This is a genomic window from Pseudomonas sp. Irchel s3h14 (assembly GCF_900187425.1).
Lineage (GTDB): Bacteria > Pseudomonadota > Gammaproteobacteria > Pseudomonadales > Pseudomonadaceae > Aquipseudomonas.
Genome location: NZ_FYDJ01000007.1, coordinates 264,353 through 291,220, shown reverse-complemented (window position 1 = coordinate 291,220; position 26,868 = coordinate 264,353). Strand labels below are relative to the sequence as shown.

At 60.1% G+C, this 26,868-nt stretch carries 22 protein-coding genes and 1 pseudogene; 10 read left to right on the top strand and 13 right to left on the bottom strand.

Features of this window, described 5'->3' with window-relative positions; translation table 11 throughout:
- The first annotated feature begins 188 nt into the window (after positions 1-188).
- Both CKW16_RS16645 and CKW16_RS16640 read left to right on the top strand, forming a co-directional pair.
- Positions 189-1,241, top strand: coding sequence for an ABC transporter substrate-binding protein (locus CKW16_RS16645; protein ID WP_095129331.1), 1,053 nt, complete (start codon positions 189-191; stop codon positions 1,239-1,241).
- Between the two features lie 40 nt (positions 1,242-1,281).
- Positions 1,282-2,328 (top strand): ABC transporter substrate-binding protein, encoded by a 1,047-nt coding sequence (locus CKW16_RS16640; RefSeq protein WP_095129330.1) that lies wholly within the window; start codon positions 1,282-1,284, stop codon positions 2,326-2,328.
- Positions 2,329-3,249: 921 nt separating this feature from the next.
- Here the strand turns inward: CKW16_RS16640 and CKW16_RS16630 are convergent.
- The 4 genes from CKW16_RS16630 to CKW16_RS16615 all read right to left on the bottom strand — a co-directional run bounded on the left by CKW16_RS16630 (position 3,250) and on the right by CKW16_RS16615 (position 8,278).
- Positions 3,250-5,622: a hypothetical protein gene (locus CKW16_RS16630; RefSeq protein ID WP_095129328.1), complete on the bottom strand. Its 2,373-nt coding sequence runs from the start codon at positions 5,620-5,622 to the stop codon at positions 3,250-3,252.
- A 61-nt stretch (positions 5,623-5,683) separates the two neighbouring features.
- Positions 5,684-6,433: an ABC transporter permease gene (locus tag CKW16_RS16625; protein WP_095129327.1), complete on the bottom strand. Its 750-nt coding sequence runs from the start codon at positions 6,431-6,433 to the stop codon at positions 5,684-5,686.
- Between the two features lie 7 nt (positions 6,434-6,440).
- Positions 6,441-7,442 carry an ABC transporter substrate-binding protein gene (locus tag CKW16_RS16620; RefSeq protein WP_095129326.1) on the bottom strand — a complete coding sequence of 334 codons (1,002 nt, stop codon included), beginning with the start codon at positions 7,440-7,442 and terminating at the stop codon, positions 6,441-6,443.
- A complete protein-coding gene (locus tag CKW16_RS16615) occupies positions 7,439-8,278 on the bottom strand; it encodes an ABC transporter ATP-binding protein (RefSeq protein WP_095129325.1) in 840 nt (279 codons plus the stop codon). The genes CKW16_RS16620 and CKW16_RS16615 overlap by 4 nt, the downstream gene beginning before the upstream one ends.
- A gap of 136 nt (positions 8,279-8,414) precedes the next feature.
- On the opposite strand from CKW16_RS16615, the gene CKW16_RS16610 reads away from it, so the two are divergent.
- Positions 8,415-9,158: a GntR family transcriptional regulator gene (locus CKW16_RS16610; RefSeq protein WP_095129324.1), complete on the top strand. Its 744-nt coding sequence runs from the start codon at positions 8,415-8,417 to the stop codon at positions 9,156-9,158.
- A gap of 80 nt (positions 9,159-9,238) precedes the next feature.
- On the opposite strand, the gene CKW16_RS16605 is transcribed toward CKW16_RS16610, so the two are convergent.
- The 5 genes from CKW16_RS16605 to CKW16_RS16585 all read right to left on the bottom strand — a co-directional run bounded on the left by CKW16_RS16605 (position 9,239) and on the right by CKW16_RS16585 (position 15,214).
- Positions 9,239-10,621 (bottom strand): LLM class flavin-dependent oxidoreductase, encoded by a 1,383-nt coding sequence (locus CKW16_RS16605; protein WP_095129323.1) that lies wholly within the window; start codon positions 10,619-10,621, stop codon positions 9,239-9,241.
- Positions 10,622-10,767: 146 nt separating this feature from the next.
- Positions 10,768-11,235 (bottom strand): peptide-methionine (S)-S-oxide reductase MsrA, encoded by a 468-nt coding sequence (gene msrA / locus CKW16_RS16600; protein WP_095129322.1) that lies wholly within the window; start codon positions 11,233-11,235, stop codon positions 10,768-10,770.
- On the bottom strand, positions 11,232-12,152 hold the full coding sequence (locus tag CKW16_RS16595) for a homocysteine S-methyltransferase family protein (protein WP_095129321.1): 921 nt from the start codon (positions 12,150-12,152) through the stop codon (positions 11,232-11,234). The genes msrA and CKW16_RS16595 overlap by 4 nt, the downstream gene beginning before the upstream one ends.
- Positions 12,149-13,198: a glycine betaine ABC transporter substrate-binding protein gene (locus CKW16_RS16590; protein ID WP_095129320.1), complete on the bottom strand. Its 1,050-nt coding sequence runs from the start codon at positions 13,196-13,198 to the stop codon at positions 12,149-12,151. The genes CKW16_RS16595 and CKW16_RS16590 overlap by 4 nt, the downstream gene beginning before the upstream one ends.
- Positions 13,199-13,213: 15 nt before the next feature.
- Positions 13,214-15,214: an ATP-binding cassette domain-containing protein gene (locus tag CKW16_RS16585; RefSeq protein ID WP_256580506.1), complete on the bottom strand. Its 2,001-nt coding sequence runs from the start codon at positions 15,212-15,214 to the stop codon at positions 13,214-13,216.
- A 310-nt stretch (positions 15,215-15,524) separates the two neighbouring features.
- Between CKW16_RS16585 and CKW16_RS16580 the strand changes: the two are divergent.
- Positions 15,525-15,719 (top strand): annotated as a pseudogene (locus CKW16_RS16580) (XRE family transcriptional regulator); the annotation flags it as partial.
- 9 nt (positions 15,720-15,728) lie between these two features.
- Here the strand turns inward: CKW16_RS16580 and CKW16_RS16575 are convergent.
- The 4 genes from CKW16_RS16575 to CKW16_RS16560 are packed head-to-tail and all read right to left on the bottom strand — an operon-like array spanning position 15,729 to position 19,256.
- Entirely contained in the window at positions 15,729-16,400 is a 672-nt protein-coding gene (locus tag CKW16_RS16575; protein WP_095129318.1) for a methionine ABC transporter permease, read from the bottom strand.
- Complete coding sequence (locus CKW16_RS16570; RefSeq protein WP_095129317.1) at positions 16,397-17,377, bottom strand: methionine ABC transporter ATP-binding protein; 981 nt, start codon at positions 17,375-17,377, stop codon at positions 16,397-16,399. Before CKW16_RS16570 ends, CKW16_RS16575 begins: the two co-directional genes overlap by 4 nt.
- A complete protein-coding gene (locus CKW16_RS16565) occupies positions 17,374-18,198 on the bottom strand; it encodes a MetQ/NlpA family ABC transporter substrate-binding protein (protein ID WP_095129316.1) in 825 nt (274 codons plus the stop codon). The genes CKW16_RS16570 and CKW16_RS16565 overlap by 4 nt, the downstream gene beginning before the upstream one ends.
- A gap of 20 nt (positions 18,199-18,218) precedes the next feature.
- Positions 18,219-19,256, bottom strand: a complete 1,038-nt coding sequence (locus tag CKW16_RS16560) for an isopenicillin N synthase family oxygenase (RefSeq protein ID WP_095129315.1) — start codon at positions 19,254-19,256, stop codon at positions 18,219-18,221.
- A gap of 392 nt (positions 19,257-19,648) precedes the next feature.
- Here CKW16_RS16560 and CKW16_RS16555 point away from each other — a divergent pair, with 392 nt between their 5' ends.
- From CKW16_RS16555 to CKW16_RS16530, 6 genes are all read left to right on the top strand, one after another.
- Positions 19,649-20,383: an SDR family NAD(P)-dependent oxidoreductase gene (locus tag CKW16_RS16555; protein ID WP_095129314.1), complete on the top strand. Its 735-nt coding sequence runs from the start codon at positions 19,649-19,651 to the stop codon at positions 20,381-20,383.
- Positions 20,384-20,411: 28 nt separating this feature from the next.
- Positions 20,412-21,248, top strand: a complete 837-nt coding sequence (locus tag CKW16_RS16550) for a CmcJ/NvfI family oxidoreductase (RefSeq protein ID WP_095129313.1) — start codon at positions 20,412-20,414, stop codon at positions 21,246-21,248.
- A 362-nt stretch (positions 21,249-21,610) separates the two neighbouring features.
- Positions 21,611-22,528 carry an ABC transporter substrate-binding protein gene (locus tag CKW16_RS16545; protein ID WP_095129312.1) on the top strand — a complete coding sequence of 306 codons (918 nt, stop codon included), beginning with the start codon at positions 21,611-21,613 and terminating at the stop codon, positions 22,526-22,528.
- Positions 22,528-23,670, top strand: coding sequence for a phosphotransferase enzyme family protein (locus CKW16_RS16540; RefSeq protein ID WP_095129311.1), 1,143 nt, complete (start codon positions 22,528-22,530; stop codon positions 23,668-23,670). The genes CKW16_RS16545 and CKW16_RS16540 overlap by 1 nt, the downstream gene beginning before the upstream one ends.
- Positions 23,667-24,551 (top strand): sulfurtransferase, encoded by an 885-nt coding sequence (locus CKW16_RS16535; RefSeq protein ID WP_095129310.1) that lies wholly within the window; start codon positions 23,667-23,669, stop codon positions 24,549-24,551. The genes CKW16_RS16540 and CKW16_RS16535 overlap by 4 nt, the downstream gene beginning before the upstream one ends.
- A 120-nt stretch (positions 24,552-24,671) precedes the next feature.
- Positions 24,672-26,861, top strand: a complete 2,190-nt coding sequence (locus CKW16_RS16530) for a TonB-dependent siderophore receptor (protein ID WP_095129309.1) — start codon at positions 24,672-24,674, stop codon at positions 26,859-26,861.
- Positions 26,862-26,868: the final 7 nt, after the last annotated feature.

Below are 26,868 nucleotides of genomic sequence, written 5' to 3'. Positions count from 1 at the left end.
CAACCACTGCTGTTGCTGTGTTGCTAGCAACGCAACCACCCCGCCCCGGCCCCAGGCCTCGGCGCTGAAGGTCCCGAAACACGGGGCTTTCAACCCGAAGCAAGAGACTGGCACAGCGGTTGCAATTATCGCTGTACCACCGGACGCAACCGCGTTCCGGCCCTTCGTCAACGCAAAGGAACGAACACATGAGTCAAGCTTTGGATACCCTCTGGTACACCCGCTGCCCGGTGCCCACCGGTCTTGGCATTGCCGTGCAGAAAGGCTGGCTGGAGCAGACCCTGAATGCCCAGGGCACAGCGATCAAGTCCCTGCGCGAATCGGAAAACCAGGCCGTGCGCGAGTCGCACTTCGACCATACCCTGCAGAATTCGGTGCGCCACGGCGGCAACATTCCGGCCATCTGGGCCCGTGCCAGTGGCCGCGAAACTCGGGTAATCGGCCTGTCCTGGCAGGATGAGGTGCAATTGATCCTGACCCTGCCGGACAGCGGGATCAAGACCGCCAAGGACCTCAAGGGACGCAAATTCGGCCTGCCGCTGTGGGCCAACGCGCAGATCGATTTCTCCCGCGCCCAGGCTATTCGCGGCCTGGAAAACGCGCTGAAACTCGAGGGCCTGGAAGTCAGCGATGTCGAGCTGGTGGACTACCTGCGCGGTGGCACCCACAGCGATGAAGCCGCGCAAACCGTCGCCGGCATCAGCACCTTCGGCGGTCGGCGCAACGGCGGGCAGAACGCGGAACTGGTCGGCCTGCTGCGCGGCGAAGTGGACGCGATCTTCCTCAAGGGCGCCTCCGCCGCACACGTCGCCCATCAGTTCGGCCTGCACACGGTGATCGACACCGGCTCGCACCCGGAGCCATTGATCCGCGCCAACAACGGCACACCGCGTACCCTGAGTGTCGACCTGCATCTGCTCGATCACCATTACGATGCCGCCGTCGGCATTCTCGACTCGGTGCTGCGTGCCGAGACCTGGGCCTGGAACAACCCCGAGGACACCCGGCGCTACCTGGCCAGGGAAACCAACAGCAGCGAGTTCTGGGTTACCGCGGCCTATGGTGAAGATGCCCACCAGCGCCTGCGCACCAACCTGCATGAGAACTCGATCCTCGGCCTGCAGGACTTCACCGATTTCCTGCAGCGCTGGAATTTCATCCCGCAGAGCTTTTCGGTCCGCGACTGGATCGACCCGCGTCCACTGGAATCCTTGCGCTCAGCCACCGCACTGGCCGGCTGATGCCCCGGGCTCGACAAGACCTTTCCCACAAGCAGGCCTCATGAGCACCCACTTCCTTGATACCCTCTGGTATACCCACAGCCCGGTTCCCACCGGGCTGGGGATTGCCGTCGAATCCGGCCGACTGGCCGAGGCGTTCCGTCCTTTCGGGACCAACATCCAGGCGCTGCGCGAATCCAACGATCGGGAAATTCGCGAAGCGCACTTTGATCACCACTTGCCCAATTCCGTCCGGCATGGCGGCAACACGCCCGCCATCTGGGCGCGCTCAACAGGTGTGCAGACCCGGGTCATCGGCCTGTCCTGGAGCGACGAAGTCCAACTGATCGTGAGCAATCCGGACAGTCCGGTGAAAACCATCCGCGACCTGAAAGACCGGCGTTTCGGCCTGCCCAAATGGGCCAATGTGAAAATCGATTTCAACCGCGCCAGCGCCTTGCGCGGCCTGGAAAATGCGCTGAGCCTGGAAGGCCTTGAAGTCGCCGACGTCGATCTGGTCGACTACCCCTACGGCGGCACTCACAGCGACACCCCGGTTCGCCACGTGTTCGGCGCCCAGATCCGGCTGCACAGCAACCGCGTGCGTCGGCGCAACCAGGAGCTGATCGGCCTGTTGCATGGCGATGTCGATGCGATCTTCCTCAAAGGCGCCCATGGCCTGCAACTGGCGGACGAGTTCGGCCTGCATGTGGTGGTCGACACCGGCTCCCACCCCGACCCGCTGATCCGCGCCAACATCGGCACGCCGCGCACCCTGACGGTGGACCAGCACCTGCTGGATGAACATTTCGACGCCGCGCTGTGCATCGTCGACAGCGTGCTGCATGCCGAACGCTGGGCCTGGGCCCACCCTGAGGAGACCCGGCGTTTCCTCGCTCGCGAACTGAACACCAGCGAATATTGGGTTGCGGCTGCCTACGGTGAAGATGCCCACCGCCGCTTGCGTACCGCCCTCGACGAAACCTCGATCACAGCCTTGCAACACCTGACGGACTTCCTCCAGCGCTGGGACTTTATCCCGCAACGCTTCGACGTCCGCGACTGGATCGATCCTCGTCCACTGGAGGAGGTGTGCCGGGTGATTTGAATCCAGTTAGTCAACGGCGAACACAGAACCCTGTGGCGAGGCTCAGCTATCAGCTATCAGCTATCAGCTCTCAGCTCCCCGCTCGCCCTGCCGCCCCCCGTTACGTAAAAGCGCCCCGTTGCCTGCGCATCAATCCATTGTCCTCGCAGGCAAGCTCGTTGAGCGCAGTAGATAGCGTTGCGCGAATTCCGTGACCGGTAGTTACCCGTATCTCATAGCCTATGCGCTTGATCGCTGTATTAGTGGTGTTCTCGCTGAGGTCGAACTACTTAGGGACAGACAACCGCAATTCCCCTGTGCGGTACATCTGTGAGAAACAGCAAGCGCTACTCCAGATCGTTGCGGCACTGCCTCCATAGGCTCGCAACTTCTGCTGGAAGACAGGAACTTCCTCCATGAGCAAATAGGGATTGTTCGTCACTGGAGGTTGGGGAATGGCGACAAAATGTTGAGATCTGCCGAGGGAGTGTCATCAGTCCCTTTTCCACCACGGCATAGCGGAACAACTGGTTGAACCTGGATTTGGCGCCCTTCGTGCTGACGAACAGCTGCAAGCCATCCATGTCCTTGAGCCCGAAGTTTTCCCCACATTTGTTTGCAGTGCCTATAGCCGCATCTGACGCCCTATCCATTGAAATCTATGGGGTTTTTTATTCATGAAGCAGGAATGGACTTGATTCTGGACTTTTTTAGAGGGTATCAAGAGCACACAAAGTACACCTCCAATCCACGCTATTGGGTTCTACCCGTAGCCAATCGAACGAACGATCATCAAGCTGGCGGTGGCAATTGCGCAGGATTAACAGAAGATGAGTCCCCAGCGAAAAGATGTCCCGACCTCCCCCACTCACCAGTCAACTCACAACCGACGAATATCGGCCACCGCAGCATCCAACGACGGTATTTTTCTCGACTACGACATTAGGCAAGCGTCAGGAACAACGCCGACGTCCAGACCCGGGACTGATCCCGCTGACGTGCACAGATGAACAAAGGATGCTCACGGCCCGGTTGCAGATTGAGTTGCGCCAGGTCGATCTTCCCTTGCAGCTCGCGAGGCAGCGGCGCGGCGGTGGTTCGTTCAAGGGAAACTTTCAGCTCAGCCCCCGGCAACTCTTCGATCACTTGGGATTGCGCCAGCAGTTCTTCGCCGGACAGTTGCATCAGCACCGTCGGCGCATGCACGTAGGGCTGCGGTTCGGACGGGTCGCCGACCTTGATGTAGTTGTCGATGCGGCTGCGGACCTGCAACGTCGCGCCGGCCAGTTGCGACAGGTCGATTTCGATACTGTCGGTGTCGCCGTTGGTGTCGGTGCGAAAGGCCAGGGTCGTGGCGTCCTTGCGCCATACGGTTTGCTCCGGGTGATCGAGGCCCAAGGCGCGAAAACCATTGATCACCGCCCCGGTCACTCGAATCTCGCCGGTCCAATAGGCGCCGCGATAACGATCCTTGATCCGCGCGCCGCCCAGGCGCAGGCGAATATGTTGGGTGGAAAAGCCCAGTTCCTGATGCAGGTTGCGCGACCAGATCAGCGTCTCGCCATCGAACAGATCGACCTGCTCCCACCCCGCCTCGCCCAGCAATCGATAATCCAGCGTGGCGTTCGAATCCGCGGTGAACACCTCGCCCATAAAATGCCGGCCCTGACGCAGGCTGGCGAATGAACGCTCGCCGGTGGTGGCAAAGGTTCGACGGGCACGCAGCGCCTTGCCGACACTCGCGCGGTCGAAGCCTTCGGCGACGACACCGGTCAACCCGCCGCGAGAACCGAACACCGCCGTGGCCGGCACCCCGCCACCGCAACGACCCTGGTGTTCATCGCTGTTCGCCGCGGCGCCCACCCGATAGCCGCGCTGAAGAGCTTCGGCGTAGACCCAATGGAACTGGCCCCAGGCCGACCCCACTTCGATCAAGCGTTCCAGCTCCGGGTGATGCCAGTCGAGGTTGCACCGGCGCCCGCCGACATGGGGCATCATCAGGTGACCTTCCGGGTCTTTCGCATAGGCGGCGTACAACTCGTCCACCGGCCAGGCGCCCGGCTTGATGGTGCCGGCGGTGAACTCGTTCCACTCGAAGGAGCGCACCAGCCGCCCTTGGTTGTCGAACGGAAACTCGGGCTTGCGATCATGCAGGAACACCACATTGCGGTCACCACCGGCGCAGGAGTTGCCGCACCACTCGGTGCCGGGGTAGCAGACGAAGCGGCCCGGCTCGTTGAGTTCATGAATCAGCTTCACCGCCTGATCCCAGCGTTGCTCGGTGATATTGAAGTCGTTGGCGGTGTAGCCGAGGACATCGAGGCCAGCGACATCGCGACCGTAACTGAGGTTGTAGAGCGTATCATTGGTGCCCACGGTGTCATCGGAGTGCACATGCAGGTCGGCGTACAACGGACGCAATGCCGTGCCCGCCGGGTCGACGGTGACGAAAGCCTGGGCACCGCGCACGCCAGGCGTCTGCACCTCGGCGGACAATCGCCACTCGCCCACGGCCCCAAGATCAAAACCCTCGAGCCGCGCCGTCGCCCAGCCTTCATTCGCCAAAGTAAACGGCTGTTGGCGCTCGCCGCCTTCGGGATCAACGAGGATCAGGACACCACCGAGCGGCAAGTTGCGGCAGGTGTTGCCCCAGGCATCGTCCACCCGCAGCAAAACGTCGAACGCCTCACCAGCGCTGACCAGACGCGGCACAATGACCTGCACGCTTTGCGCCGGTCCCGGCACGATGTTCAACAATGGATCGCCTGGCACCTCGGCAAATTTCGAGCTGCCCAACGGGTCGATAAACAGCCGGAAACGGAAGTCTTTCTCGACGAAACTCTGCACCCGCGTCCCCGCGCCGCCCTGGCGACGGTCGCCCAGGCGAATGGAGATTTTGTCGCCCGGATTCAGGTAGCCGTCGATGATGTCGATGATGATCGCTTTCTGGAACGGCCGTTCGTGGCCCTTCTGGTCGAAACGCACTTTCAGGTGCTGCACGGTGGCCTGGCTCTGGCCGGGCGCCAGTTCGCCCGCCTGATATTCGGCGCTGACGTAGTTGGGACCGGCCGGATTCGAAGTCTGGAACAGTGCCCAGTCGGAGTAGAACTTGAAGGCCAGTTTCAACCACGCGCCATCCGCCAGACCACTGCCGCCAACCTCATAGACGAGGGTGATTTCATCCCATTGCCCGGCAATCAACGTGTCTCGGTCACAGTCGATGCTGCCCAGGAACGGGCGTTTTTTGTTGCGTTCGTAGAGGCCTTGTGGGGCGATGTAATGCCCGGCTTCGCGGGGATCGAAAACGTTACTCACATGACACCTCGTGCAGTGGTCAACTGAAGGTTTGAAAGGGATCGAAGACAAAGGACGATGCTTACTGCACGCGCCATTTCTGGTAGTGACGCTCGATGCGCCGGAACACGAAACTCTCCATCAGCCACGCAATCAGGCCGATCAGCACGATGCCGAGCAACACCTGACTGCTGTTACCGATCTGTCCGCCCGTGGACACCATCCAGCCAATGCCTTGGGACGCACCGATCATTTCCGCCGCGACCAATGCCCGCCAGCCCTGGCTGAAACCGATGCGTAAGGCCGCCGTCACGAAAGGTAATGACGCCGGCAGGTAAACGTGGGCCAGCAGTTGCCAGGGGTTGGCGCCCAAGGTACGAGCTGCACGGACTTCACCGCCGCGAATGCTCTGCACACCCTCCTGGATTGTCACTGCCATGGGGAACACCGCGGCAATGAAAATCACCAGCACAATCGAGACATACCCCAGGCCGAAAATGATCATGATCAGCGGCGCCCAGGCGATCGGCGGGATCGCCATGAACAGGCTATTGAGCGGCGAGATGAAATCGCGAAAGCGCGACGACAGGCCACCGGCCGTGCCCAACAAAATCGCAATAATCACTGCGGCGCAGAAGCCGCCGACCTCTTCAAGGACACTCGCCCTGAAGTGCTGCCACAGCGAACTGTCGCCCAGCCAGCGCACAGCCTCGCGGACGACATCCCATGGCTGCGGCAGGATGTAAGTGGGAAAGCGGCTGGCCAGGGCGATCCATATCAACAACAGAAATGGCAGCGAAGCCCATCCCCAATTCGGTTTTGGCAAGGACATGACTGACTCAGCGCGAGGCTTTTTCCAGGTAGGAGGTATCCACGATCTGTTCGGTCTTGAGCGTGGTGTCGATAAAGCCGAGGTCGTGGGAGTAATTCATCAAGCGTTGGATGAATTGAATGTCCGTAGCCTGCAAGTCCGCCGACCAACCCAGTCGGGTCCGCGCCTGGGCGACGATGGTTTCTGGCGCGATGGTCTTGCCGTCAGCGCCTTGCACCGCTTCAAGCTTGAACGCCTCGGCGATGATGCGATTCGACTCGTCGGGATGCTCATTGAGGAACGCTATGGCTTTGCGGTGCGCACGCAGCAACTTGACCACATCGTCCGGGCGCTCCTGCAAGGTTTTGGGTAGCGCGATCACCACGTACCACGGGTAATTCGGCAGCACCTGGTTGACGTCGAGCAAAATCCGGCTCGCCCCCCGCAGCAACGACTGGCTGACAAAGGGTTCCCAGGAAAACGCCGCGTCGACAATGCCCCGCTCCAGTGCCGCGTTCATGTTGCCGGGGGGCATGTCGATGATGTCCAGGTCCTTGTCGGGATTAAGCCCGGCCTTTTCTTTCAGCACATAACCGCGCAGCAGCACGTCCATGCCACTGCCCTTCTTGACCCCGGCGAGTTTTTTGCCCTTGAGTTGATCCAAGCTGGCAATCGGACTCTTGGCATCGACAATCACCGCCGCCTGGCCGTAATTGACCTTGGCCAGAATCCGGCTTTGCAGCCCTCGGGAGAACCATTGGTAAACCGGTGGCGTGCCGACATAGGCCACGTCCAGTTCACCGGCAGCCAACGCCTGCTGGATGACCGGGCCGTCGCCCAATGCCTTGAGATCGACATTCAAGCCTTCCTCGCGGTAGTAACCTTGTTTGTCGGCGATCAGCGCCGGGGCATTGGCCATGGCGAAGACATAACCCACACGCAGGGGCTTTTCCTCGGTGGCCACGGCAAATGTGCTGCTTGCCAGTGCGGCAACAGACAATGAAAGGGCAAGCAGCGAACGTTTGATCATGCGGTTAACTCGGGTTGTCGGGTGGTGTGGGGAGTAGCTGCGGACACTTCCATGACATGGGAAATGCGCTCCATCAGCTCATTGCGGTAATCGAGAAAGGCCGGCAAGCGGCGGGTGTTCAGGTTGGAGCGAGGGCGCGGCAGATTGATCTTCAGCTCACTATGGATTCCGCCCGGAGCGATGTTGAGCACGATCACCCTATCCGCCAGAAACACCGCTTCGTCGATGTCGTGGGTAATGAACAACACCGTCTGACCCAGCTCGGCCCAGATACGCAAGGTTTCTTCATTCATGCTGTTGCGACTGATGGCATCCAGCGCGGCGAAGGGCTCGTCCATCAGCAGCACGCTGGGCTCAAGGGCCAGCGTCCTGGCCAGGGAAATGCGTTGCTGCATTCCACCTGAGAGCTGATGTGGCAATCGATGGGCCGCATCCTCCAGACCGACCAGGCGCAGGTATTGCAGCGCTTGGGCACGCTGTTGCGCCTCGCTGAGTTGCGCCGTCATCCGCAAACCAAAGCGGACGTTTTCCAGCGCGCTCAACCAGGGAAACAACTGCGGCGCCTGAAACACATAACCCAGCTCCGAACGCTCCGGCTTCACCGCTGTCTGGTTGATGCTGATCTGACCGCTCTGGGGTTGCTGAAAACCGGATAACAAGTTCAACAAGGTGGTTTTCCCGCAGCCCGATGGCCCCAGAATCGCAACGAATTCGCCAGGCCGGGCGTTCAGGCTGAAAGCAGAAAACACGCGATGCCCGTTGGGGTAGCTGAAGCTCATGTCATCGACCGTCAGCGCGTCGGCTTGCTGCTGCAGGTAGGCGTTGGTTTTGAGCATGGCAAGTGTCGTCAGGTCGTTTACAATGGGAATGCCTGACATAATACGTATTAATACAAGTTATCCCAATAACCTATTTTTATAACCTTAGAAGTGACGGCGTACCGCCCCACTCCAAGGACCATGGAAGCCGACCGTGTCCACGTCCATTCTGCGCGACAGCACCACCTCGCTCTACGAACAGATCGCCCATCGATTGCTGGAAGAAATTCAGCGCGGTGACTTTGAACCCACCGGTAAATTGCCGTCGGAAGCAGAGCTGGGCCAACGCTTTGGGGTAAGCCGCGTCACGGTGCGCCTGGCGGTGGGCAAGCTCAGCGATGACGGCGTGGTGGAGCGCAAGCAAGGCAAAGGCACGTTCGTGGCGGCCAAGCAGGTTCGCCACGGCCTGGATGCATTGCGCAGCTTTCACGAAGCCTTGTTGCTGCAAGGTCTAAAACCGAGCATGCGGGTCATCAGCCATGCACTGCAGCCAGTCCCGGAGGCATTGCGTGGATTGTTTGAAGCAGCGGACGATTGCCTGCTGCTGGAGCGACTGCACTTTGTCGATGACGAACCCATCGCACTCGGGCGCAGCTATTTACCGGTGGAGCTGGCCAGCGTGGTGTGGACTGATGTCGAGCACCAACCGATCTACTCCATTCTGGAGTCGATCACCGGCATGGCGGTCACCCGTGCCGATCTGGCGATCCGCGCTCAAGAAGCAGACAAAAGCCTGGCCAGTGCCTTGCACATCAAACGCGGCGCGGCGCTGTTGGTCATGGAACGCACATCGTACTTCGCTGACGGCCACTGCTGCGACCGCACGACATTTTTCATCCGACCTGAACGCTATGCCTTCGTCCTCAGCGGTGTATTCAAATCCACAAGCGGCCGTTAGAACGACCGTTTGTGCACGGAGATCAATTATGCCTTCCCGACTGAATGGTCACCGGACGCATAAGCCGTAGTTCTACCGCCCTAGAGGTCACTGTCGAAACGGAACGACGCGCCATAAGCTGACGCTGGTAAATGGCTCGAACCGTCACCCCGCAACCGCGAACGAAAGGTACCGCTTTGCGGTTGGGTGCGGTATAGGCCACGTTTTTGCAGTTCAGGGATAACCAGCTCGACGAAGTCTTCAAGACTGCCAGGGCTGATCAACGGATTGAGCATGTAGCCGCTGGTGCCTGAAATGCGTGCGTGCTCTTCGATGCGCTCGGCCACCTGTTGTGGGGTGCCTACGAGGATTAGATCGCTCCCTCGGGTAACGTTGGCAAAGCGCTGTTTGACATCGCCCGCGGTCAACGGTTTGCCACTGCCATCGGGACGCATCACATAAGAGGTCATGCCTTCCGTGTGGGTTGAAAGCGCGTCGCTGTCGGCGTAGCGGCTGATATCTATGCCGGTGTCGCCGGCGTAGCTTACCAATTGCGCCTGCAAGTGATAGTTGCTTTGCAGCTCATCATATTTGCGCTGAGCTTCGATCTCGGTCCTGGCCGTGACGATACGCAGCACTGTTAAAGACTTCACATCCTCGGGTTGACGACCACGAGCCTGAGCCTGGGCCCAGATTTCTTCCAGCCCCTGACGAATTTCCAGTGGGTTGGATTTGGCGATGAAGATAAGCTCTGCGTGCTTGGCCGCAAACTCCCGGCCACGCCCTGACCAGCCGGCCTGGATCAGTAAAGGTGTGCGCTGGGGCGATGGCGAGGTCAAGTGCGGCCCGGCCACCCGGTAATGCTCACCCACGTGGTTGATTGGCCGTACACGATCACCCCGCGCGTAGAGCTGGCGAGCCTTGTCCGCGACCACGGCGTCGCCGGCCCAACTGCCTTCCCAGAGTTTGTAGACCACATCGAGGAACTCTTCAGCGCGCTCGTAGCGATCATCGTGCTTGATCATCTGTTCCAGCCCGAAGTTGCGGGCGGCACTGGACAGGTATGAGGTGACGATGTTCCAGCCCACCCGGCCATTGGTGAGGTGATCCAGCGTGCTGAAGCGTCGGGCATGGGTAAAAGGATGTTCGTAGCTGGTGGTCACGGTGACGCCAAAGGCCAGGTTTTCCGTCACGGCCGCCAATGCAGGAATGATCATAAGCGGGTCATTGGCGGGTGCTTCCACGGCCCATTTCATCGCCGCATCGGCGTTGCCACCAAATACGTCGTAGAAACCCAGGACATCACCAAAAAAAAGCATGTCGAGGTGAGCCTGGTCGGCAATGCGCGCCAGGTTCGACCAATAGCCCAAAGAATTGATGGCCAGTCGTTCGTCAGCCGGGTGCGTCCAAAGGCTTGGCGCACCGCCACAGCCCACACTGGCTTGCTCATAGAGCGCAAACAAAAGAGGTTTTGGATCGGACATCGTGGCTCCTGTAAATAAAGTCATTAAACGGGGTGGATCACCGCTGAGGGCAAAGCCCCTTGTTCGAAAAAACTGACGGAAAAAAAACGCCACAGAATCGAGTCAGTGGCGCTTGTATTGTTCAACCCGGAAACGCTGTTGCCTGTTCAAAGAGAGCAGGCACTGCCACCGTGCTTTTCAAGGTATCGCTGCTGAGTTTCATCCGCCTTTTGGAATTCACCCAAGGGAAGAATGACCGTCGCCACCGGTCTTTTCAGCTGACCGGAAGCGTCCAGGCGCTGTTTGGCGACCAGCGCCAACTGGGCCTGTTGAGCGGAGCTGAAAAACAATGCTGAACGGTATTTCTCCCCGACATCCGCGCCCTGACGGTCGATGGACGTCGGATCATGCAGCGTCCAGAAGTGCTCGATCAGGCGGCTATAAGTAATCACCCGCGCATCGAAGTCGACCTGCACCACTTCGATCAGTGTCGCCTCCCCTTTGGCCGACCGTGCAAAACCGACCCTACTGTCGAGTACGCCCGGCAACTCCCTGAATGACGCTTCTGCGCCCCAAAAACAGCCGGCGCCAAACGTTGCCTGCTCAACCAGGGCTTCTCGCTGAAAATCAGTCATGCGCTGACCACCTCTTTGTAGGGCAGCAGATGCAGGTGCAACTGCGCAATATGTTCAGGACCAATGCCACAACATCCGCCGACGATGCTGGCGCCCGCGGCAACCCACGACCTCGACCAGTAAAGGTAGGACTCGGGGCCCAGATCGCGACGAATCTCCAACAACGTGCTATTGGCCTCGGCCTGTGCGCTGACGGGCGGGAAGGCGTTGGCGTAAACCCCCAGTTCAATGGCTTGGCCGAGGTTCTGGATAACATCCCGGGCCTCGGCCAATGCCGCTGCCATCACTTCCGGCTGGCTGCAATTGAAGAGCACCACTGTCGCGCCCAACTCCGCCGCCACGCGCACCGCATCGGCGACTGGCTCGGATGAACGCAATCGCGACGCCTGCCCAACTTCATCCAGAAGCGTAAACGACAGCCAAAGCGGCTTGGGTTGTGCACCCAGCGCCTCGGCTACCGCCCGAACTTCAGCGATGGAACTCTGGGTTTCCGCCAACCAGACGTCGACATGGGTCTGCAGTCCGGCGATCAGTTCCCGATGAATCGCCACTGAGCGTTGGTGATCAAACAGGTCCGGTCGATATGACCCCAGAGCGGGAGGCAAAGAACCCGCCACCGTGACCGGCTCAGTGCTCTCGGACGCCGCCTGGTGCGCGAGCCGACCAGCGCGCTCGGCCAGCGTTCGCCCCTGTTCGGCAAAGCGCTCATCACCAATATGAAAAGGCACCACCGCGTAGCTGTTGGTCGTGATGATCCGCGCGCCAGCAGCAATGAACGCTTTATGCGCCTGAAGCACAAACTCAGGCGCCTCGATCAACGCAAGCGCTGACCATTCCGGCTGACGAAACGGTGCGCCTATACGCTGCAACTCGCGGCCCATACCGCCATCGAGCAAACGCAAGGAAGCATGGCTCATTGGGCCGAACTCACTTTTGGCGCCGACGCTGCCAGCCATTGATCAACCGTGGCGCTGTTCGCCTGTACCCATGCTTTGGCCGCGACCTCCGCCGGCTGTTTTTCCTTTTCGATCTTCAGGATCAGCTCATTGAGTTGCGCCGGATCGATAGCGACATTGCGCAAGAACTCGGCAATTTTCGGTGCGCGTTTCTGCAAGGCAGCGGAGGCCAGGACATGAACCTTGGCATCCGGGAAGGCGCAGGTAATCTGGCTCTTGTTCAGCCAGTCCGGGTCGACCGTCGGGCTGATGAATTTCCAGCAACCATCGGCCTTATACAACGGGTCATCTTTTTTGTTGTCCTGGGCGTAGCCGTCGAACGCCGGTTCCTCCAGGCGACGCAAGTCGAAGGCCGAAAAGATCCAGTCCGGGGTGTAGGCATAGAACACCACGCCACGTTGTGCCTTGTAAGCAGAGGCTAGTTTGGCGTAGGTCACCGAGGCTTCCGTGGACACCGACTCGAACTTATCGGCAAACCCGTAATCCTTGGCCTTGATCTGGCCGATGTAAGTCGACTCCCAGCCCGCCGGCCCCACCAGCAACTCAGCCTTGCCGCCGCCCAGTGGTTCGAAGAGCTTGGCCACTTCCGGTTTTTTCAGGTCATAGATGGATTTGACCCCGTACTTGTCCTGCAAATAGCCGGGAATGTAAAACCCTTGTTCGCCCGCATACGGATGCGTGTTCGGCACCAATGACCGGGTCCCGCCAGTGACGTACTTGGCCCAAGCGGCCGATTGATTGGGCAACCAGATGTCGGTCAGCACATCCACCGAGCCATCGCCTTTCGCCGCGGCACTGAACAGTACCGGGACATCCCCTGCCAGATACGACACATCGCCATCCAGGCGACTTTTGATCACTTCGCCAAGGATGTGCTGGATGGCGATAGCCCCCGTCCAGTTCTGCTCGCCAATGACTATTTTGTCCTTGGCCCAGACAGTGGCAGGAAGGATCAGGGTGGTCAGCAGTGCGGCGGCGCCCAGGTTGCGCAATACGTGTGTCTTCACAATAAGTCTCACTGTTCAGTTGTGCAGATGATCTTGCTTGCGCAAGCTCGATTGAATGATTCGATCAGGGATCAGCGCGCACAGGACGATCGCCACACCAGCCAGAACACCCTCGCCTCCCTTGATGTTGCGCAACGCCGTCATGACGTCATAACCCAGGCCGCCAGCACCGATCAGGGCGGCCACGACGACCATCGACAGGCTCATGACGATGGTTTGATTGATGCCCAGCAACAGCGAGCGGCGAGCCAGGGGCAGTTGCACCTTGATCAGGGTTTGCCAAGGGCTGGCCCCGTGGGCGACCGCCGCTTCGACGGCATCCTTCGGGACTTCCTGGATACCCAGCGACGTCAGGCGAATCATTGGCGCCAGGGCGAAGATCACGGTCGCGATCACCGCGGGAGTCTTGCCGACAGAGAAGAACGCCACCGCAGGAATCAGGTACACGAACGTTGGCAGGGTTTGCATGACATCCAGCAAGGGTGTGATCAGGCGCCGTACAAGCGGGCGCTTCGCCAGCAGAATGCCGGTTGGTACACCGATGGCCAGGGCAATCAATACCGACGAGCCGACCAGCGCCAGCGTGGCAATAGTCCTCTCCCAAAAGCCGAACAGGCCGATGTACAACAAGGCTGCGCTACTGGTCAGCGCCAGCGTCAGGCCCGCCGAACGCCACGCCAGCAACACCAGCGCCAACGCCGAAACCGGCCATGGCAACCAGCCCAGCAGGTTTTCGATGCCTTCGATGACAGTGCGAACGGCCACGATCACGCCGACGAAAGCGCTCTCGAACGTGACCTGCGACCAGCCGATGAATTCATCAATGCTCTGCGCCGCCAGCAGCAGCGCCTGGCGATTGGCCGGGAACTGCAGCAGCACGTGAGTGGTGTCAGGCGTAAACACGCGCCAGATCACCAACGCCTGACTGACCAGCAGCACAGCCAAAGGCAGCCCCCAACCCGATACGTTGCGCCGCACAGGCTGGCGGCTTAACGAGAACACTGTGAAGCGACTGGCCGCGAACACAATCACAGCCGCCAGAATCGCCAACCATGACGAATTGGCAATGCCTTGGCCCACTGCCGCCAGCGCTGCGAGCTCAGCAGCGAACCCGAGCCAGAAGAAACCGCCCTTGCCTCGCGCGGCCAGCGCTGCAGGCCCCAGCAACAGTGCTTGCCACCCGCGCAAGCCGGGGTGGGAGGGTTGCTCGCGCGGAGCCGTTTCGGGAGCCTGGAAGTGACCGCTGTCGACGCTGCGCAGCGGTGATAGGGTTGGGGTGCAATCCCGGAAAAAGTCCGCAACTTCGGCGTCAACCGGATGCTCAAGCAACTGTTTGGGTGTGCCCAACTGCACCAGGCGGCCGCGGCGCAGCACAGCAATACGGTCAGCAAGACGTATTGCCTCCGTCGGGTCGTGAGTAACCAGCAATGTGCTGATACCGCGCTCACGCACCAAGGCCAGAAAATGGCTTTGCAGATCGCGCCTGATGGTCGGATCCAGCGCACTGAACGGCTCGTCCATCAACAGGATCTCCGGATCAGTCACCAATGCCCGTGCCAGGCCGACTCGTTGTTGCATGCCGCCAGACAGTTCATGGGGATAATGCTCGCCCCAACCTTCCAGGCCTACCGCCTGCAACTGCAGGATTGCCGCCGCATGACGAATCGACTCGGATTCGCCACGCAGCTCGAGGGGCAACGCGACGTTGTCCAGCACCGTGCGATGAGGCAACAGGCCAAAATGTTGGAACACCATCCCGATGCGTCGCGATCTCAGATCGCGCAAGGCTGTGTGACTCAAACCGCTGATGGCCTGCCCTTCGATCAATACCTCGCCACTCGAGGGTTCGATCAAGCGATTGATATGCCGCAGCAACGTGGACTTGCCGCTTCCGGATGTCCCCATCAGGCACAGAACTTCCCCGCGACGCACCTTCAAGCTGACATTGCTGACGGCCGGCAGCACCGACGAACCTTTGCGCAGATAGGCTTTGGTGACGTCTCGCAGCTCAAGCACATCGTCGCCCTCATTTGTGTGGTCGCTGGAGGGTTGCGCAAGCCGTTGAGAGGAGTCGATCCGGGCAGTCGGCAAAGAGGTTTGAATAAGTGTCACAGGAGCTCCGGGCAAGCGACCCCTGGATGCGGGCAACGCGCTCGCCCCAGAGTAGGAAAATTGGCTGAGCCTCAGGCCATGACCCGAATACGGTTAGCCTGAAGCAAAAAAGCGCCGCGTGTGGACCGCAGCACTTCCTTAAGACATAAAGCTAATCGATCTTAAAAAACAGAAATAAATATCTTTTTGGAATTAGCTTAGGCCTTCTTTTCCGAAGGAATCGGTGGCCGCGTTTCTCGAATATCGGGCCTTGGAAGGCGTGGCCGTGCTGTCGGCGAGCCAGAGCTAACGCCTGCTCAGCGCCAACGGTGCGTTTATCAGCCGCGCGCAGTTCCCCTTCGACGCGGCGCACCAATCGGAACTCTATGAACTACGCCTGAGCGCGCTGGGTGAGGATCAGTCCGAAGGAAAAACCATATCAACGTCGATGGGCCAAGGAACGCACCAGCCGATCGCCGAGGCTTTGCACGCTCTGGACCAGAATCACCAGCACCACCACCGTGGCGACCATCACTTGGTTGTTGAAACGCTGATAGCCATAGCGAATCGCCAAGTCCCCCAGCCCGCCGCCACCAATGACGCCGGCCATGGAGGAAAATCCGATCAGCATCACCAAGGTCAACGTGATACCCGCCAACAACGCGGGCAGCGCTTCGGGCAGCAGAACCTTGAAAATCACATGCCAAATATCACCGCCCATGGCGAGGATGGCTTCGATCCGGCCCTTGTCGACTTCGTCCAGGGCGTTCTCGACGATTCGGGCAAAGAACGGAAAGGCGCCGATGGTGATCGGCACCACGGCGGCGGTGCTGCCCAGAGTCGTGCCGACCACCAGCCGGGTCAGCGGAATCAGGGCAATCAGCATCACGACAAATGGCAGCGAGCGGCCAAGATTGACCAACCCACCCAGGCCTTTGTTGAGCCGGGGCATCGGATACAAACCACCGCTGCGACTGATGAACAGCAACACGCCCAATGGCAAGCCTATCAGCAGGGTAAAGAACCCCGCCAGCACAACCATATACAGAGTTTCACCGGTGGCATTGAGCACCAGCTGAAAGATCTCGTTCCAGTCGATCACACGGTTCATGAGCGCTCCACCCTGACGCCACGCTGTTTGAGAAACGCCACCACCCGCGTCAATTTCAGCTCATCGCCAGACTGCCAAAAAGCCACGCGCAAACGCCCGACCCGGCGCCCACCGATGGACTCGACCCCACTGGCCAACAAGTTCACCTCCACGCCCTGCTGCACCACTAATTCGTTGAGCACCGGAGTGGCCAGAAGGTTGTCGAAAAAGCTCAGCTCCAACGTCCGGGTATCGTTGCCCAAAGGCGTGCTGTAACCGGGTAGCAGCGAACGGCCAAGGATCGAATCCGGATTGGCCAACAACTGTGCAATCGGCCCCGCCTCGACCAACCGTCCATGGGCCAGTGAAGCGGCGTGATCACAAATGGACTTGACCACGTCCAGCTCATGGGTGATCAGCACGATGGTCAGTCCCAACTGGCGATTGATGTCGCGCAGCAGTTCAAGAATCGAGTGGGTGGTTTCAGGATCGAGGGCGCTGGTGGCTTCGTCCGAGAGCAGATAGGCCGGTCGCGCCGCCAATGCCCGGGCAATGCCCACCCGTTGTTTCTGCCCGCCGGAGAGTTGAGAGGGAAACGCCTGAGCCTTATCGCTCAGGCCTACCAGATCCAGCAGTTCTCGTACCCGTGAATAACGTTGCGTTTTAGTGACACGCGCTATCTCCAGCGGCACGGCGATGTTGTCGAAGACGTTGCGCGAGTGCAGTAAGTTGAAGCCCTGAAAGATCATGCCGATACGTTGGCGTTGCTGGCGCAGCTCGATGTCGGACAAGGCTGTGAGGTCCTTGCCATCCAGCAGAATGCGCCCCGAGCTGGGGCGTTCGAGCAGATTGAGGCAACGCAGCAGCGTCGATTTACCCGCACCGCTGCGCCCCAGAATCCCGTAGATCGCGCCATCGGGAATACTCAGGGACACCTGATCCAGTGCAGGTGCCTGCCCAGGCGCGTAGGTTTTGCTCAACTGCTCGACGATGATCATGGCTTGCTGGCCGCCACAGTCACCGGGACCACCGGGATCACCGAACCCGAGAAGTTGTCGGTGATGAACTTGGCCACTTCAGGCGACCTCAGGTCTTTGGCCAATTGCTTGATCCGTGGGTCGTCCTGCAATTTTGGCGTGGTCACCAGGATGTTGGCGTAGGGATTGTGCTCGGCCTTCTCCAGACCCAACGCATCCTTGGCCGGGACCAGACCGGCTTCCAGCGCATAGTTGCCATTGATCACCGCAAGGTCCACGTCATCCAGGGAGCGGGGAATCTGTGGCGACTCGATTTCGAGGATCTTCAGCTGTTTCGGGTTCTCGGCGATGTCCTTCGGTGTTGCCTGATCGGTCGCCGGGTCGTTGAAACCGGCCTTGAGTTTGATCAGGCCGTTGTCCTGCAACAGGTACAGGGCGCGACTCAGGTTAGTGACATTGTTGGGAACGGCCACCGTGCCTTTTTGCGGCACTTGGGCGAAGGTCTTGTGCCGGTGGGAGTAGATCCCCAGCGGCTCGATATGTACCGTTGCCGCCACTGCAAGTTTTTCTCCGAGGGCTTGTTCTTGGGACTTCAGATACGGCAAGTGCTGGAAGTAATTGGCATCGACGTCGCCGTGTACCAGCAGCTCATTGGAGTTCACGCCGTTGGGGATTTCAATGACTTTGAGGTTCAGCTGCGGGTCGAGTTTCTGCACGTACGCCAGAATCTGCGCATGGGGCACAGGGTCCGCTGCCACGCGTAACGGCTCCAGGGCCAGTGTATTGAAAGAAGCCACCAGAGCGCCCAGCACGGCCAGGGTCAATCCTGTTTTTTTCAACATGTTCGTAGTCCTTGATGGGTTCAGGCGCTCAGCGCCTTGGGGATCAGTGCATCGGCGTAAAAACGTTGGGCTACATCGGGATGGGAACGCAGGCGACCTTTGAGGTAGTTCCAGCCCACGTCACGAAACAACGGATTGTCCGGATCACTGGCCGGGCCCCGCGCTTCCTGCAGCAGCGCCGTGGGCAAGGGATACAGCGGCACCACCGCGTCCAGTTGCGCGCCGAGGAAAAACGCAATCGACAGGCGCTCGCTGCCCTTGGGCGGCGACAGCACCCGATGCACCGTGGCGCGCAGATAACCGTTGGTGGCGAGCTCCAGCAATTCACCGATGTTCACCACCAGGGTGTTGTCCCGAGGCAGCGCATCGATCCAACGCCCTTCCTCGATCTCGACTTGCAGGCCGGCCTGCTGGTCCTGCAGCAGGAAGCTCAGGAACCCCGAATCCTTGTGTGCACCGACGCCTTGATTACTGGTATCGGGTGCCTGCCCCGGATAACGCATCAATTTGATGTGCTCATTGGGCTTGTCGCCGTACAACTGATCGAAAGCGTCCTGCGGCAGTGACAGCGCTTGAGCGAAGGCCCGCAGCAGACGCAGCGACATACGGGTCATGGCTTGCTGCCAATCCAGCAGCAAAGGCTTGAGTTGAGGCAGCGCCGCCGGCCATTGATTGGGGCCTTGAAGACGAGACCAGTACGGGCTGTGCTCATCCTGCGGCAACACGTCCCGCTCGGCCCCCAGATCGAACTGTTCGCGCAGGTCGGGCTTGCCGCGTGTGATCTCTGAAGCCGCGCGGTTGTAGCCGCGAAAGTGCGGTGAGTTGATCATGCCGACCGCTGCCTTTTCGCTGTCCGGCAAGGCAAAGAATTGGCGGGCGTGGTCTTGCACCTGTTTCAACAAACCACCGTCGATGCCATGGCCTGTCAGGTAGAAAAAACCCACATCCCGTGCGGCGTGACGCAAAGCGTCAAGAAACCCCTGACGCTGTGCCGCCGTGCCCTCAAGCAGTGACAGGTCCAATGTCGGCAAGGTCGTGATGTCCTGTGTGTGCGCCATGTTTCACTCCATGTGTCTTAACTGAATCTGTAAGCCTTGCTTGAAGCTAAACGATCTTAAAAAACAGTAATAAATATCTTTTTCGCATTAGCTTAGGCTCGCCTCAAGCGAGTAGCGAGGCTGTGTTTTTGACTGGATAGGTATTGAGGGGCCGTCACGAATGTTGTTCGTGAACCCTTCTGTCATCGCTGGGCAGCAAACTAATCTGCGAACTTCGAGTTGTTCATGAACATAACTCCCATGAACTTATGGAGCGCACCATCCCATGTGAATCGGTACTTACACGGTCATCACAATAATTAATCCGATCTATCGTTATCGTCCAAAATTCTAATCCTCGATGTAAATAGGAAGTTACAGTAAGTGCCCTCTCGCCCTTTAAGGATCGCGCCATGTCGTCAACCGCAGAAGTTGTCTGGATAAACGGGGTCGGCGCTGTCGAAGGATTAGGCGCGGCGCTGGCACGACGGTTCGCCAAAGGTGGCTATACCGTCGCGGTGAGTGGTCGCAGCCCCGACAAGCTCAAGGCCGTCGTCGAGAGCATCCAGGCACAGGACGGCAATGCGGTGGCGTTGCCAGCGGACGCAGGCAGCGAAGCTGACATCCTGGCTGCGATTAAAGTTGTCAGGGAGTTTGGTCAGCTGCGCGTGGCGATCTTCAATGTGGGTAACTCGGTCTCATCCCCCAGCCTTGAACTCAGCGCCGACCTCTTCGAACAAACCTGGCGAGCTTCGACCCTCGGCGGGTTCTTGTTTGCCAGAGAATCGACCCGTGCGTTGCTTGAAAGCGGTGGCGGCACGTTGCTGTTCACTGGGGCCACGGCCTCTTTGAGGGGCAAGCCACCGTTCGCGGCGTTTGCGGCGGCGAAGGCCGGGCTGCGCTCGTTGAGTCAGTCCTTCGCCCGTGAGTTCGGTCCGCAAAATGTTCACGTCGCGCACGTGGTGATCGATGGCAGCATCAACGGCGAACGCGTACGCAGCCATGCTCCGCAGCGCCTTGAGCAGCTAGGCGCTGAGGGCGCATTACAGCTTGAGGATATCGCCGAAGCGTATTGGTATCTGCATTCACAACCGCGCAGCGCGTGGACTCAGGAACTGGATTTGCGGCCATTCAAGGAATCATTCTGAAACGCTCGTATCGACTCGAGGAATTTTTATGGGGCCCCATCAGCAAAACATCGCACCTGTATCCGTGATCGGTGAGCTCAACTACCTGTTGGACAATGGCATCCGTCCGGTCAATTACGCATTCGCGCAGCCCGAAGGCCAACCGCAACGCACGGGAATCCTGCAGCCGACCCGGGTGAGTATTCATAACGCACGCTTTCTCACCACTTCCGCCACTCTCGATGTGCAAGGCTTCGAGCAGGTCGAGCACCCCAGCACAGTGCCTGATCTGGAAGACGAAACGCAGGTTCGCCTGCTCTACTACCCTGAGGCTGACGCACTGATTCGCGAGCAAACCGGCGCCATCAAGACCGTTATCTTTGATCACACTATTCGTGTTGATCAGCCAGGCAGAGAGGCCTCTGGACTGCGCGAACCGGTGCGTTATGTCCATAACGACCAGACCGAGCGTTCAGCCGTACGCCGTGTGCGCGATCACTTGCCCCCGGAGGAAGCGGAGCAGCGGTTGCTCAAACGTTTCGCAATCATCAATCTGTGGCGCCCCATCGGGGGGCCGGTCTTTACCTCACCGTTAGCGCTGTGCGATGCCAGCACCATCGATCCTGCCGACTTCCTGCCCAGCGACCTGGTGTATCGCGACAAGATCGGGGAAACCTTCTCCGTCCGCGCCAACCCGACTCATCGCTGGTATTACTACCCCCAGTTACGACCTGAAGAAGCGCTGCTGCTCAAAATATTCGATTCCCGCACCGACGGTGTGGCAAGAGCGGGCGCGCACACCGCTTTCGATGACCCTTCTACGCGACGTGATGCCCCCCCACGGCGCAGTATCGAATTGCGCGCGTTGGTATTCTTCGCCGACTAGTACATGGCCGTAGTACTTCATCCCTTCGATCCGCCTTCACTGGCGCCCGCCTTGCACCACGAGCACCTACGCCCTCGGCCGGCTCTGATCTCTCTCTGCTTCTTCCGGCCTCCCCTCGCCCCGATCGCCTGGCCGGGTATTAGCGCAATGAGCGCCCCCCCTGAGCGACATGATCAAACCCTCAAAACTTACGACCCCTGGCGAAGCCACGATCTGCGTGGCTTTGCTCACGCGTCGAACATTCCAGGTATATCCATAGCAATAAAGGATATTGGTATATACCAGATTGCCCCGTTATAAATCGCCGCAATCAAACACAGGTGCCTGACGTCCATACACGACGTTGGCTGGAGTCGATAGCGATGGTTTCTGTAAGGGTAATGCTGGAGTACTTTCATCCCTGGCCGAATTCGGCGGGTTTGTATCTGGCCCGCGAACGTGGCTGGTACCAGGAGGCCGGGCTGGATGTCGAGTTGGTGGTGCATGACCCCTGGCGCGGCGACACCCTGGATCATTTACTGTCCGGGGCTGTGCATTTCGGCGTGTTCCCCAGCAACCGACTGCTCGTACGCCGCGGCCTGGGGCAACCGTTGCGGGGAGTAGCAGCGATCAACCACCGTGGCCTGGAGTCGATCCAGACCCTTACCGATTCGGGCATCCAGCGGCCACGGGACCTGGCCGGTCGGCGCCTGGCGCTGAACCCCACCCCTCGCGGCCTGGCCATGGTCCGGCATTTGGTGCGGGTTGATGGTGGTGATCCCGATGCGCTGATCCTGGTGGACAGTGGCACCCGCGAACTGCGACCCGAGCAACTGGCCGCCGGTATCGCCGATGCGAGTTTTGGTGGCTACTGGGCCTGGGAAGCGCTCATGACCAGCCCGGTCGAAGCCGAGCGGCGCGTGGTCTGGCCGGTCGATGACCTCGGAGCACCGGCGTATCACAGTTACCTGCTGGGCGCCCATGAGCAGACCCTGGAAACGCAACCCGAACTGACCCGCGCCTTTCTCGCCGCCACCGCCCGTGGGTACCTGGCCGCCGCTGCCGATCCCGCGAGCGCCTTGCAAGCCTATGAGACTGTCACCCCTTATTTCCCCCGCGAACTGCTGGCGGAATCGCTGCAAAAGATCGCGCCGACCTGGTTGCACGAAGGCGCCTGGGGGCGGCAACGGGATGAGTTGCTCAAGCCTTACGCTCACTGGCTGCAAGACAACGGTGTGCTCGACGATGCCGAAGCATGGCGTCAGGCAACCAGTAACGCCTACTTGCCGGAGTCGGTCTGATGGCGCACGGTTTGAGCCTCGAACCGGTGGCTGCGGACTGGCCGCCGCTGGATACCCGCGACGTCGAACAGCTGCTGCTCGGCTACCCGCAACTCGGGGCGCCGCTCAGCCTCAATTGGCATAGCCCACGACCATTTTCGGCGGCCAGCCTGGTACAGACCCGCGCCGCAACGGTGTTCATTAAACGCCACCATCAGCGAGTTCGGACACCCGCCTGGCTGAGCGAGGAGCATCGGTTCATGGCGCATTTGCATCAGCGTGGTGTGCCGGTGAGTCAGGTGTTGGCCGACCGCAACGGCGAAACGGCGGTCGCCCAGGGCGAATGGACGTATGAGGTGCATACCCTGGCCGAAGGTCAGGATCTGTATCGAGAGTCGCTGTCGTGGACACCGTTTTTCACTCAGCAGCAAGCCTGGTCCGCCGGCGCGTCCCTGGCCCGATTGCACCTCGCCGCCGAGGACTATCAGGCCGCACCACGCCACACCCCGGTGCTTCTGGCGAACTTCAAGCTCTGCACCCATCAGGACCTGGGTGCCAGTTTGCAAACGGCCATACGCCTGGACCCCGCACTGACCGACTACATGAGTCAGCACGACTGGCGCGGGGAATTGCTGCCGTTGCTACTGCCGTGGCATCGCCAGTTGCAACCGCTGCTTGGTCAGCAGCCCGGTTTATGGACCCACAACGACTGGCACGGCTCCAATCTGCTCTGGAGTTCAAGGGCTGCCGATGCGGGGGTGAGTTATGTGCTGGACTTCGGCCTGGCGGACCGCACATTCGCCCTCTTCGACCTGGCCACAGCCATCGAGCGCAATGGCATTCCCTGGCTGGAGCTGGATAGCGGCGGCAGTGCCCGGGCGGCGCTAGATGACATCGATGCCTTGCTGGATGGCTATGCCAGCGTAAAACCCTTGTCCTCGGCCGACCTGCTGACACTGGCCGCGCTGCTGCCATTGGTGCATGTAGATTTCGCCCTGTCCGAAATTACCTATTTCCAGGGCGTGGTGGGTTCCACCGCCAGTGCCGACGTGGCGTACCACGCCTACTTGCTCGGTCACACGCGCTGGTTTTCCACTGACCCGGGCCAGTGCCTGCTCGACCATTTACGGCGCCTTGCCTCAACCCGGAGTTCTGGATCATGACCGCCACCATAAACGCCATCCTGATCAGCCCCGAAGCGCTGGCCAAACGCTTGGCCGATCCGGATCTGCGGATCCTCGATGCCAGCGTCGAACTGCCGGCGCCGCGCTTCGACCAGGACTATCGCGTGGCCAGTGGCCGTGAGGTCTGGTTCCACAACCATATACCCGGTGCGCTGCATACCGATCTACTGGAGGATCTGGCCCAGCCCCAAGCCCCATTCAGCTTTGCCCTGCCCCGCGCCGATCAGTTCGCCAGCGCATTGGCCAGACTGGGCATCGGTGCCGACAGCCACATCGTGATTTATGACCGCGCCGACGGCTTCTGGGCCGCACGTCTGTGGTGGATGCTACGCAGCGTGGGCATTGCGGCTCAGGTGTTGGACGGCGGTTTCAATGCCTGGTGTGCTGCCGGTTTGCCGCAACGTCAGGGTGAAGAATCCTCCGTACCCGTGGCCCCACTGCCGTTGCAGCAACGCCCCGGATTCTGGATCGACCGTGAGGGCGTGCAGGCAGTGCTGGCCGGCGAGCGTCCGGGTTTATTGGTCTGCGCCTTATCCTCTGCCTTGTTCAGCGGCGCCGCCCCAAGCCGCTACGCCCGACGCGGGCATATTCCCGGCAGCCTAAATCTGCCGGCCCGTAACCTGCTGGACCCGCAGGGCAAATACCTGCCGAGCACGCAACTGAAAAACCAACTGGGTGACGAACTGCTCAAGACGCCAGCACCTCTGGTGCTCTATTGCGGCGGCGGCATTTCAGCCGCCGCAGTGGCCCTGGCGCTGACATTGGTCGGACGCGACAACGTCCTCTTGTATGATGGCTCGCTTCAAGAGTGGGCCGCGGATTCAAACTTGCCAATGACCACCGGAGCAACTCCGGCCTGACGCCCTCAGGGCACACATCGCTTTTTCCTGTCTTAACAGCACGGCTCTTTCCCGGAGCGCGCCTGGGTACCTGTGCCCGGTGTTCGCCTGGCCAGGGATCGCAATCGTCGAGGAGTATTCATGGATATGCTTTACCGGACGTCCCGCGAGGGAATGTCCGCCCCACGGTTCACGCTCAATCTTCTGACCCTGGGCCTGCTGCTGGCCAACACGGTGCATACAGCGCAGGCCGCCGACACCGAACTTCCGGTGGTGACCGTGACAGGCGAAGACACCTCTGGCTATCAGGCCCGCAGCGCTTCGGTCGGCGGTTTCGAGGCGGCGCCATTGCTCGATACGCCGGCATCGATTTCGGTGATCAACGAGGCCTTGATCAAGGATCAGCAGGCTCGTCTGCTCAGCGAAGTTCTGAAGAACGATGCCTCGGTAGGTGAAAGCTACGCGCCGGTCGGCTATTACGAAAACTTCGTCGTGCGCGGCTTCTCTTTGAACTCCGCCAGCAGCTACAAGATCAATGGCCGGACCATCACCGGCGAGCAAAACGTCGGGCTGGAAAACAAGCAAACGGTGGAATTGCTCAAGGGGCTTTCCGGTTTGCAGAGCGGCGTCTCGGAGCCAGGCGGACTGGTCAACTACGTGACCAAGCGGCCGACCGACGTGCGCTCGGTTACCGTCTCTACTGACGATCGCGGCAGCGGTTACCTGGCCACGGACGTGGGAGGATTCTTCGGCAGCGAACAACAGTTCGGACTGCGCGCCAACGTGGCTCATGAGGATTTGCATTCCTACGTAGAACACACCAATGGCCAGCGCGATTTCGCCTCCCTGGCCTTCGACTGGAACATCAGCCCCGATGCCCTGCTGCAACTGGATGTCGAGTACCAGACCAAGGAACAGCGCTCGGCACCGGGTTATCAATTACTCGGTGGCACCCGCCTGCCGCACCACGCCTCGCCGAAAAAACTGCTGGCACATCAGAGTGGTTCGAAACCCGTCACCACCGACGCACTGAACCTCAACGGCAACTTTGAATATCGCTTCAGCGACTCCTGGAAAGGCAACATCAGCGCATCGCGCAGCCGGGTAGTCACCGATGACTACAGCTCGTTCGCCTGGGGTTGCTATGGCTCCGCCAGTTGCGCCAGCGCGGCGATACCCAACTACTTCAGCCCCGAAGGCGACTATGACATTTACGACTTCCGCAGCCCTGACGATACCCGCCGCAATGACGAGGTACAGGCAGCCTTCACTGGCGCCTTCGACACCGGTCGCCTCGGTCACGAACTGAGTGTAGGAAGCAGTGCGTTTCGCCGCGTGGTCGATAAACGCGACGCCATCAACGTGATGATCGGCAGCGCCAATATCAATAGCGAACCAGCCGATTTTGCACGCTACGACGGCCCACTCAACGACTCCTACCGACGCCTGGACAGCCGCCAATACGGGCTGTTCTTCAATGACCGGATCAGCTTCAACGAGCAATGGCAAACCGTGCTCGGCGGGCGCGAAGTGCGTCTGGATGAGGAGACCTTCGACAGCCAGGGCGACACCACCCGACACACCCAGCGCTATGTGTTCCTGCCCCAGGCCGCGCTGATCTACAAGCCAGTGGAAAACCTGTCGCTGTACACCCGTTACAGCAAGGGCCTGTCACTGGGCGGCGAAGCGGCGTGGTTCACCACCAACGCCTATGAAATCCTCGCGCCCACCGTGTCCCGGCAGATCGAGGCGGGCATCAAGTATGACTGGCAACGTATCAGCCTGGCCGCAGCGCTGTTTCAGATCCGCCAGGCGTACCAGTACTCCCGGCCGAATGACGACGGCACATTCACCTTCACCCAGCAGGGTGAACAGAAAAACACCGGACTGGAACTCTCGGCCAATGGCTGGGCCAGCCAGCGCTTGCAGATTTCGGCCAGTGTCGCAGCGATCCGTGCACGGGTCAGTGACAGCGGTACGCCGGCCTATGAAGGTCATCAGGCGATCAACGTGCCGACACTGCGTGCCAGTCTCTACGGCGACTATGCCCTGCCCTGGATCGACGGCCTGGCCCTGCTCGGTGGCGTGCAATACAGCGGCAGCAAATACGCCAATCGTCAGGGCGAGGTGCAGACCGGCGCCTACGCCATCTTCAACGTCGGCAGCCGCTACAGCACCCGTATTGACGGTTACGACACCGTGTTTCGACTGACCGTGGACAACGTATTCGATAAGCGCTACTGGCGGGACGCCGGTGAATACATGGGCGATGGTTACCTGTTCCAGGGTGCACCACTGACCGCCCGCTTGAGTGCCTCGATCAACTTCTGATAGCTCC

What these genes read in the sequence shown, in the direction of transcription:
- CKW16_RS16645 (WP_095129331.1), top strand. Translation starts at nt 189, where the DNA reads ATGAGTCAAGCTTTGGATACCCTCTGGTACACCCGCTGCCCGGTGCCC.
- CKW16_RS16640 (WP_095129330.1), top strand. Translation starts at nt 1,282, where the DNA reads ATGAGCACCCACTTCCTTGATACCCTCTGGTATACCCACAGCCCGGTT.
- CKW16_RS16625 (WP_095129327.1), bottom strand. Translation starts at nt 6,433, where the DNA reads ATGTCCTTGCCAAAACCGAATTGGGGATGGGCTTCGCTGCCATTTCTG.
- CKW16_RS16620 (WP_095129326.1), bottom strand. Translation starts at nt 7,442, where the DNA reads ATGATCAAACGTTCGCTGCTTGCCCTTTCATTGTCTGTTGCCGCACTG.
- CKW16_RS16615 (WP_095129325.1), bottom strand. Translation starts at nt 8,278, where the DNA reads ATGCTCAAAACCAACGCCTACCTGCAGCAGCAAGCCGACGCGCTGACG.
- CKW16_RS16605 (WP_095129323.1), bottom strand. Translation starts at nt 10,621, where the DNA reads ATGTCCGATCCAAAACCTCTTTTGTTTGCGCTCTATGAGCAAGCCAGT.
- msrA (WP_095129322.1), bottom strand. Translation starts at nt 11,235, where the DNA reads ATGACTGATTTTCAGCGAGAAGCCCTGGTTGAGCAGGCAACGTTTGGC.
- CKW16_RS16595 (WP_095129321.1), bottom strand. Translation starts at nt 12,152, where the DNA reads ATGAGCCATGCTTCCTTGCGTTTGCTCGATGGCGGTATGGGCCGCGAG.
- CKW16_RS16575 (WP_095129318.1), bottom strand. Translation starts at nt 16,400, where the DNA reads ATGAACCGTGTGATCGACTGGAACGAGATCTTTCAGCTGGTGCTCAAT.
- CKW16_RS16570 (WP_095129317.1), bottom strand. Translation starts at nt 17,377, where the DNA reads ATGATCATCGTCGAGCAGTTGAGCAAAACCTACGCGCCTGGGCAGGCA.
- CKW16_RS16565 (WP_095129316.1), bottom strand. Translation starts at nt 18,198, where the DNA reads ATGTTGAAAAAAACAGGATTGACCCTGGCCGTGCTGGGCGCTCTGGTG.
- CKW16_RS16560 (WP_095129315.1), bottom strand. Translation starts at nt 19,256, where the DNA reads ATGGCGCACACACAGGACATCACGACCTTGCCGACATTGGACCTGTCA.
- CKW16_RS16555 (WP_095129314.1), top strand. Translation starts at nt 19,649, where the DNA reads ATGTCGTCAACCGCAGAAGTTGTCTGGATAAACGGGGTCGGCGCTGTC.
- CKW16_RS16550 (WP_095129313.1), top strand. Translation starts at nt 20,412, where the DNA reads ATGGGGCCCCATCAGCAAAACATCGCACCTGTATCCGTGATCGGTGAG.
- CKW16_RS16545 (WP_095129312.1), top strand. Translation starts at nt 21,611, where the DNA reads ATGGTTTCTGTAAGGGTAATGCTGGAGTACTTTCATCCCTGGCCGAAT.
- CKW16_RS16540 (WP_095129311.1), top strand. Translation starts at nt 22,528, where the DNA reads ATGGCGCACGGTTTGAGCCTCGAACCGGTGGCTGCGGACTGGCCGCCG.
- CKW16_RS16535 (WP_095129310.1), top strand. Translation starts at nt 23,667, where the DNA reads ATGACCGCCACCATAAACGCCATCCTGATCAGCCCCGAAGCGCTGGCC.
- CKW16_RS16530 (WP_095129309.1), top strand. Translation starts at nt 24,672, where the DNA reads ATGGATATGCTTTACCGGACGTCCCGCGAGGGAATGTCCGCCCCACGG.